Origin of the sequence: Kitasatospora sp. NPDC059571, assembly GCF_042735675.1 — a bacterium.
Classification (GTDB): domain Bacteria; phylum Actinomycetota; class Actinomycetes; order Streptomycetales; family Streptomycetaceae; genus Kitasatospora.
Map to the genome: position 1 here is coordinate 1 of NZ_JBHWBW010000376.1, position 7793 is coordinate 7793.

The following is a 7793-nucleotide window of genomic DNA, read 5'->3' on the forward strand; positions in this document are numbered from 1 at the left end:
GCCCCGGAGAGTCAACTCTCCGGGGCCGCCCCGTCGTTGCGTCCGATCAGGCGCGAGTCCTCAGCCCTCCTGGGCGCGGTGCGGCGGCTCCCCGGTGCGGTGGGCGTCGGCGGCCTCGCCGGCCCTTGCCTCGGTGCGCCGGCCGCGGGCCAGGTAGTCCAGGACGACGAGCTCGATCGCGTCCTGCGGGCTGCGCGTGCCGGACAGCAGCATCACCTCGATCGCCTGGTCGGCGTCCAGGGTGACGGTGACCTTCGCCATGGTGGCTCCCTCTCCTCGGGTCCGTCAGGAGGATAGGGCGTCCGCCGCCGTCCGCGCGAGGGCAGGCCGAAGCCCCCGGGGCCGAGCGGCCAGCCCCGGGGGCTTCGGTGGAGAGGGGTTCGACCTCGGTACGGGTCAGATCCGGCCGGCGAAGTCCGGGGCCCAGTTCGCGATGGTCTGGGTGCGGACACCGGCGCTCGGGTTGGCCGCCTCGACGTACTTGCCGTCGCCCACGTACATGCCGACGTGGTAGACGCCCGAGTTGGAACCGTTGTTGGACCAGAACAGCAGGTCGCCCGGCTGCAGGTTGTCCAGCGAGACGCGGGTGGAGAAGTCGGCCTGGTCGGCGGCGACGCGCGGGATCGCGATGCCGGCCGCCTTGTAGGCCGCCTGGGTCAGGCCGGAGCAGTCCCAGCCGCCGTTGCCCGTGCCACCGTAGATGTACGCCTGGCCGACCTTCGACAGGGCGAAGTTGACCGCGGCGGCCTTGGAGCCGGTGACGGCCTTGGCGGCGGTCGTGGTGGTGGTGGCCGCGGCCGGGGCGGCCGTGGTGGCCGGCTTGGCGGCGGTCTGCGCGGCGCCGCTCTGCGCGGTGGCGGAGCCGCCCAGCGACAGCTTCTGGCCCGGGTAGATCGAGTCCGGGCCCTCGGTCAGGACGGACTTGTTCAGGTCGTAGAGCTTCTGCCAGCCGCCCTGCACGTGGTTGGCGGTGGCGATGCTGGACAGCCAGTCGCCGGCCTTCACAGTGTAGGTGCCGCTGTGGCCCCAGGAGCGGTGCTGCTTCCAGGACTTGCCGCTCTGGGCGGGCTTGGCGTCCTGCGAGGCGGTGGAGCCGGTGCTCGGGGCGGCGGGCTTGGCGGCCGGGGTGCTGGCGGCCGGAGCGGCCGGGGCCGGGGCGGCGGCGGTGCCGCCGGGGTTGATCGCCGGGGCGGGGCCGCCCTTGGTCAGACCGGCCTGGATGGAGCAGACGGGCCAGGCGCCGGGGCCCTGGTCGGCGAGCACCTTCTCGGCGATGGCGATCTGCTGGTCCTTGGTGGCCTGGTTCGCCTGCGGGGCGTAGGTGTGGCCGCCGTAGGCCGCCCAGGTGCTGGAGGTGAACTGCAGGCCGCCGTAGAAACCGTTGCCGGTGTTGATCGACCAGTTGCCCGAGGACTCGCACTGGGCGACCTTGTCCCAGGTGGCGACCGAGGCGGCGTTCGCGGTGCCGGCGGTCAGGCACGGGATCGAGAGGCCGATGCCGACGACGCCGGTGGTGGCGAGCAGGCGGCGGGTGCGCTTGGAGTTGATGGACAGCATGAAACAGCGTTCCTCTCCCACGCCTGCGAGGTGAGCTGTCGGATTCGGGCTGGAGTTGCCCGGCCGCAGCTACGGGCACGTCGGAATCCGACGTGTCCGCGCATGCGGCTTCACCCCAAGCCGAGGACCGGTGCTGGACCGGTCCCGGGCGACTTACCTGGTTCCCCCGCCCCTGCCGAAGTGCGTTTCGCTTTGCCAGCCGGCCCGCCGGCAGGACTCGGCGTTCGGGGCGACTGGGTCCGTGTGACCACGAACGTGGGAGGACATTAGACAGACTTAAGTTCAAACCGCAAACATGTGTGACGCCGATCACGCGTGATCTTGAATGAATTCATGATCGATTTTTCCCGGCGATTGTGATCGCGTCCGGCCGCTTCCGCACAATCCCCTTGAATGCAAAGCCGCTTGTTTATGCTTCAGGCGGCGGGGCCGGCCGCGGCCCCGGGGGAGGGCTTGCCGATCATGAAGCACCGTGCCGTGCCGCCGGCCGGCGTGCCGGGGCCGCAGGTCCCGCGCCGGGGGGGGGGGTGGCGGCGGCTGCTCGGCTGGCTCGCCGTGCCGGTCGTCCTGGCGGCGGTCGGCGGCGAGGAGCTGATCCGCCGCACGCTGGTCTCCGGCGAGGCCGCCGTGCCGCCGCTCCCGCACCCCGCCGGCGGGCCCTCCACGGCCGCGGAGAGCCGCCCCGGGGGCCTTCCGGAGGCCGGGAGCCCCTCGCCCTCCCCGCTCGACCTGACGGGCCGCCGCTGGTCCGACGCGGGCGGCTGGGGCGGCGCGGTGCCTGGCGCCCGAACCGCCGTCAGGATCTCCGACCGGGTGCTGCTCGACACCGACGCCGCCGTGGCCTCGCTGCTGATCGAGCCCGGGGGCTCCCTGGTCTTCGCCCCCGAGCGCAGCCTGACCCTGGCCTCGGCCGGGAACGTCGAGGTCCGCGGCACCCTCGCGCTCGCCCCGGCGGGCAGTGCGGTGCACACCCTGCACTTTCCCTCCGTGGACGAACGGAGCTTCGTGGGCGGCGGCATGACGGTGGCCGGTACGGACACCGGGCTCTGGGTGACCGGCGCCGGCTACCTCCGGCTCGACGGCGCCGCCAAGACCGCCTGGGTGCGGGCGGCGACCGCACTGCGGGCCGGCGACACGGCGATCACCCTGGCCGCCGTCCCCGCCGGCTGGCAGGCGGGCGACGAGCTCGCGGTGACGCCCACCGGACCCCCCGAGGGCGACGACTTCTCCACCCGATACGATCTGTGCACGATCGGACGGGTCGACGGCCGGACGGTCACGCTGACCGCCCCGCTCGCGAACGCCCACCCGAGGGTCGCCGTCGGCGCCGGCCTCGCGCTCGGCGCCGAGGTGCTGAACCTCACCCGCAGCGTCCGGGTCGAGGGCACCGCCCAGGGCCGTGCCCACGTGCACGTCACCAGCTCCCGCCGGGCCGACGTCCGGCACGCGGCACTGCGCTGGCTCGGGCCGCGCACGCCCGGCAAGGACACCTTCGCGGGGGCCCGGGTCACCGAGCCCGTGCTCGGCCGCTACGGCCTGCACTTCCACATGCTCGGCGACGCCTCCCGCGGCACCGTCGTGGAGGGCGTCGTGGTCCGCGACACCGGCAGCCACGCCTTCGTGCCGCACGCCAGCCACGGCATCACCTTCCGCAGCTGCATCAGCCACCAGACCTGGGAGGACGCCTACTGGTGGGACGGGCCGGTGGACACCCGCACCCCGCAGACGCCGTCCGACGACATCACCTACGACTCCTGCGTGGCCTCCCGCACGGTCTACGAGCCCGCCGAGCGCGGCTACCGGCTGACCGGCTTCGCGCTCGGCGCCGGCACCGGGGGCACCGCCCGCGACTGCGTGGCCGTCGGCGTGCAGGGCGCCACCGGGGCCTCCGGCTACGAGTGGCCGGAGACCAGCGAGGGCGTGTGGACCTTCGAGCGCTGCCTCGCCCACAACAACGCCCGGAACGGCATCTTCGTCTGGCTCAACGCCCAGCACCACCACACCGTCGGACCCTTCGTCGCCTACCACAACGGCGGCTGGGGCATCGAACACGGCGCCTACCTCAACGACTTCGACTACGGCCCCGGCGTGCTCTACGGCAACGCCGCGGGGGGCCTGGCGGTGCACGCGCTGGGCCGCGACCGCGGCACCGTCTTCGACGGCCTGCTGATCGACGCGGCCGGGCGGTCCGACTACGCCGTCGTCACCGCCAAACACCAGCTGGCCGGCGAGAGCGTGACGATCAGCCGGTGCCGGCTGACGGGCTATCGGAAGGCCGGTGTGGCCTTCCGCGCCACCCCGGACGGCAAACCGGACGACATCGCCGTGCTGGACTGCTCGTTCGACGGCAACGAGGTCTGGCTCGACCCGGACTCCGCGGACGGGGCGAGGATCGTGCTGCGCCGGGCGGGCGACCGGCAGGCCGTCCGGCTGGCCAAGGACGGCCCCGGCGAGGCCAGGCCGCAGTGGAACGCCACCGCCTCGCCGGAGGCCGTGGACACCCCGCCGCGCGCCGTGGCGGCACCCTCGGTGGCCCTGCGGGACGCGGCGGCCGCCACGACCCGGCTCAAGGTCTGAGCGGGCTTCGGGCGTCGGGCTCCGGGCGTCGGGAGCCGGGCGGCGGGCTTCGGGCGTCGGGCTCCGGGCGTCGGGCTTCGGGCAGCAGGCGGAGGCCGGTATCGCTGCCCGGCGACGGCGACGGCGACGGCGACGGCGCTGGCGACGGCACTGGCGACGGCAGTGACGGCGACGGGTGCGGGTGGACGGCCCGGTGCGGGAGGACGACGAGGGGGGGCGCGCCTGGGGGGGGGGCGCGCGCCCCCCCGCGGTGCGGCGAGCGGCGCCGGTCAGCAGGCGGTGGCCAGCTCGCGCCTGGGCAGCGTGCGGGGCACCACCGCGACCACCCGGCTGCCGGCGGCCGGGTGCAGGTCGACCCGGACCTTCAGGCCGGCGGCGCGGGCCAGCACGGCGGCGACCACGGCGGCGGCCGCCGCCGAGACCAGGCCGCAGGCCAGCAGGCCCAGTCGCGGGCCGTACTGGTCGGTGACCCAGCCGACCAGCGGGGCGCCGATCGGGGTGCCGCCGGTGAAGACGAGGACCAGCAGGCCCATCACGCGGCCGCGCATCTCGGGCTCGGTGGCCAGCTGGAGCGCCGAGTTGACGGAGGTGTTGAAGGTCAGGCCGAAGACGCCGATCAGAGTCAGCAGGACGGCGAAGGTCCAGTAGCCGGGTGCGAACGCGGCCAGCACCTCCAGGGCGCCGAAGGCCAGTGCCGCACCGACCAGCCGCCGCAGCCGCGGCGCGCCGCGCCGGGCCGCCAGCAGCGCGCCGGTCAGCGAGCCGACCGCCATCGCGGTGTTCAGCAGCCCGTACTCGCCGGCGCCCACGTGGAAGGTGTGGGACGCGAAGCCGGCGAGCAGGGTCGGGAAGTTGAACCCGAAGGTCCCGATGAACCCGGCCAGCACCATGGGCCAGAGCAGCTCCGGCCGCTCGCGGACGTAGCGCAGGCCCTCGCGGAGCTGGCCGCGCTGCCGGGCGATCGGCGCGGTCGGGCGCAGTTCGCTCTCGCGCATCGCCAGCAGGCCACCGATGACCGCGGCGAAGGACAGCGCGTTCACCGCGAACGCCCAGCCGCTGCCGACCGCGGCGATCAGCAGGCCGGCCACGGCCGGGCCGACCAGCCGGGCGGTCTGGAAGTTGGCGGCGTTCAGGCTGACCGCGTTGGCGAGGTCCTTGGGCGGGACCATCTCGCTGACGAAGACCTGCCGGGCCGGGTTGTCGACCACGGTCACCAGGCCCAGCAGCAGTGCGAACAGGTAGACGTGACCCGCCGTCACGACGCCGGTGACGGTGAGCACCGCGAGGCCCGCGGCGAGCAGGCCCATCGCGCCCTGGGTGGCGATCAGCAGCCGGCGCTTGGGCATCCGGTCGGCGAGCACGCCGCCGAACAGGCCCAGCAGCAGCATCGGCAGGAACTGCATCGCGGTGGTCACGCCGACCGCGAACGGGCTGCCGGTGAGGCTGAGCACCAGCCAGTCCTGGGCGATGCGCTGCATCCAGGTGCCGGTGTTGGAGACCACCTGGCCGACGAAGTAGTAGCGGTAGTTACGGATCCGCAGGGAGGAGAACATCCCCCCGGGCCGGGTGAATCTCGCCCCGGTGGGGCTCCCCGGTGCGGGGGCGGACGCGGCGGTGGGAGCCGCCGCGGGGCGTTCGCAGGGGTCGTCGTCGCCGGTGCCGGGCAGGCCCACGGGGGCGGGTGCCTGGCTCTCGGCGGCGGCAGCGCTCGCGGCTGTCGCGGCTGCGGTGAGGTCGTCGGTACGGGTGGCGGCGGCGCTGGCTGCGGCCGGCGGTGTCACGTGGTTCTCCCCTCGGGGCGCGGTGGCGGGCAGGTGTGCCCCCGCGCGGCTGGTGATGCTCTTCGTTCCTGCGGTGATGCGGTACTCCTTCTTCCGGGTGCCGTGGGATGTCGTCCGCGGGCGGGCCGCGGGCCGGGCGGTGCGGTCGGGTCAGAGGTGGGCGAGCTTGTAGAGCGCGGGCGCGGCCGCACGGACCAGCGCCCATTCCTCCTCGGTCAGCCCTTCGGCCAGGTCGGCCAGCCAGGCGTTGCGTCGCCGACGGCTCTCCGTGAGGATCGCCTCGGCCTGCTCGGTGCTGCTGACGACCACCTGGCGGCGGTCGTCCGGGTGCGGCTCGCGCCGCACCAGCCCCTTCTCCTCCAGCATCGCGATGATCCGCGTCATGGACGGCGGCTGGACGTGCTCGCGCCGTGCGAGCTCGCCGGGCGTCGCCCTGCCGCAGCGGGCAAGGGTGCCGAGCACCCCCATCTCGGTGGGGCTCAGCGACTCCTCGACCCGCTGGTGTCTCAGCCGGCGGGCAAGGCGCATCGTGGACGACCGCAGCTGGCTGACCGCTGCGAGATCGTCCTCGGACATCTCGGGCATGGTCCTTAGACTATGTCATTACTCTCGCTAAGGAAAACAGGATTTCGATCACACCCCGGGGCGGACCCCGGGGCTGGTCCCTCAGCCGGCCCGCCGGCCCGCTGCCGCCGGGGGCCGCGCCCGCCCGCCGCACCGGCATGCGACCCCGCGGTGACCGGACGGTGAACCCGGTGCACCCAACTGCGGGGCGCATGTGCGGATGGTGCGGAGCAGGCCTGGACATCGCGTCAGGGCTTGGTGACGGGGCGATGCGCCAAACGTGAAGTACCGCAGGTGACCTGCGAGTTCACTGAATCTACCGGCGTTGCCCATGATCGGAGGGGGTCGCTAGGGTGCCCATTGTCAGGAACACAGCACGCCGGCACTGTGCGCCCCCAACTCCGTCCTGGGAGTCCCCTTGGGTCACATCCACCACGCTGTCTACGGCTGGGTGACACCGGCGATCTCGTACCTCGTCGCGTGCCTCGGCGCCCTCGTCGCGCTGCGCAGCACCCGCTGGGCGTTGATCAGCGAGGGCCGCTCCCGCCGCAACTGGCTGCTGTTCGGCAGCGTGTCGCTCGGCGGCGGCATCTGGAGCATGCACTTCGTCGCCATGCTCGGCTTCGCCGTGTCCGGCGCCGAGATCCGCTACAACGTCTGGCTGACCGTGCTGAGCCTGCTGGTCGCCGTGGGCTTCGTGGCGGTCGGGATCTTCACCGTCGGCACCAGCAGCCGTCCGCGCATCGCCCTGCCCTTCGGCGGCCTGGCCACCGGCCTGGGCGTGGCGGCCATGCACTACCTGGGCATGGCCGCGATGCGGGTGCCCGGGCAGATCAGCTACAGCCCGCCGGTGGTCGCGGCCTCGATCCTGATCGCCGTGCTGGCCGCCACCGCGGCGCTCTGGGCCGCCCTGAACATCCGCGGCACCGGCGCGGTGATGGGCGCGGCGCCGGTGATGGGCGTCGCGGTCTGCGCGATGCACTACACCGGCATGATGGCCGTCTCGGTGCGCCTCGACCCGGACGCCGGAACCCCGAGCGGGGTGGTGGCGCTGCAGTTCGTCTTCCCGCTGGCGGTCGGCTTCGGCACCTACGTGTTCATCAGCGCGCTGGCGTTCGCGGTGGCGCCGAGCCGGCACGGCCGGACGCAGCCGGTGCTGACCGGACGGGCGGCCCCGCTCGCCGCCGAGCGCGCGGCCTTCGAGCCGGCGCCCGGACCTCGGCGCACCGGACCGCCCGCCTGGTCGGCGGCCGTGCCGACCCAGGCGCCCCGGCGCTGACGCCGGTACGGACGCCGCACGGCAACGGGCCGGGC

The 7793-nt window shown here is 74.1% G+C and carries 6 protein-coding genes and 1 riboswitch; of the genes, 2 read left to right on the forward strand and 4 right to left on the reverse strand.

Translation table 11 applies throughout. From position 1 onward, the window contains the following. Positions 1-60 precede the first annotated feature (60 nt). Positions 61-261, reverse strand: coding sequence for a hypothetical protein (locus ACFV0G_RS30070; protein ID WP_380554874.1), 201 nt, complete (start codon positions 259-261; stop codon positions 61-63). Between the two features lie 135 nt (positions 262-396). Next, positions 397-1557, reverse strand: a complete 1161-nt coding sequence (locus ACFV0G_RS30075) for a transglycosylase family protein (RefSeq protein WP_380554876.1) — start codon at positions 1555-1557, stop codon at positions 397-399. A gap of 5 nt (positions 1558-1562) precedes the next feature. Continuing rightward, a riboswitch (cyclic di-AMP (ydaO/yuaA leader) is annotated at positions 1563-1752 on the reverse strand. Between the two features lie 267 nt (positions 1753-2019). Here ACFV0G_RS30075 and ACFV0G_RS30080 point away from each other — a divergent pair. Continuing rightward, a complete protein-coding gene (locus ACFV0G_RS30080; protein WP_380554878.1) occupies positions 2020-4134 on the forward strand; it encodes a hypothetical protein in 2115 nt (704 codons plus the stop codon). Positions 4135-4403: 269 nt separating this feature from the next. Here ACFV0G_RS30080 and ACFV0G_RS30085 read toward each other — a convergent pair whose 3' ends face one another. Together ACFV0G_RS30085 and ACFV0G_RS30090 are read right to left on the reverse strand one after the other, a co-directional pair. Next, a complete protein-coding gene (locus ACFV0G_RS30085) occupies positions 4404-5807 on the reverse strand; it encodes an MFS transporter (protein ID WP_380554884.1) in 1404 nt (467 codons plus the stop codon). Between the two features lie 258 nt (positions 5808-6065). Beyond that, positions 6066-6500 carry a MarR family winged helix-turn-helix transcriptional regulator gene (locus ACFV0G_RS30090; protein ID WP_380554880.1) on the reverse strand — a complete coding sequence of 145 codons (435 nt, stop codon included), beginning with the start codon at positions 6498-6500 and terminating at the stop codon, positions 6066-6068. A gap of 397 nt (positions 6501-6897) precedes the next feature. On the opposite strand from ACFV0G_RS30090, the gene ACFV0G_RS30095 reads away from it, so the two are divergent. Beyond that, on the forward strand, positions 6898-7758 hold the full coding sequence (locus ACFV0G_RS30095) for an MHYT domain-containing protein (protein ID WP_380554882.1): 861 nt from the start codon (positions 6898-6900) through the stop codon (positions 7756-7758). Positions 7759-7793: the final 35 nt, after the last annotated feature.

Excerpts from the sequence above, each read along its gene's own strand:
- ACFV0G_RS30070 (WP_380554874.1), bottom strand. The coding sequence starts at position 261 with ATGGCGAAGGTCACCGTCACCCTGGACGCCGACCAGGCGATCGAGGTG.
- ACFV0G_RS30075 (WP_380554876.1), bottom strand. The coding sequence starts at position 1,557 with ATGCTGTCCATCAACTCCAAGCGCACCCGCCGCCTGCTCGCCACCACC.
- ACFV0G_RS30080 (WP_380554878.1), top strand. The coding sequence starts at position 2,020 with ATGAAGCACCGTGCCGTGCCGCCGGCCGGCGTGCCGGGGCCGCAGGTC.
- ACFV0G_RS30090 (WP_380554880.1), bottom strand. The coding sequence starts at position 6,500 with ATGCCCGAGATGTCCGAGGACGATCTCGCAGCGGTCAGCCAGCTGCGG.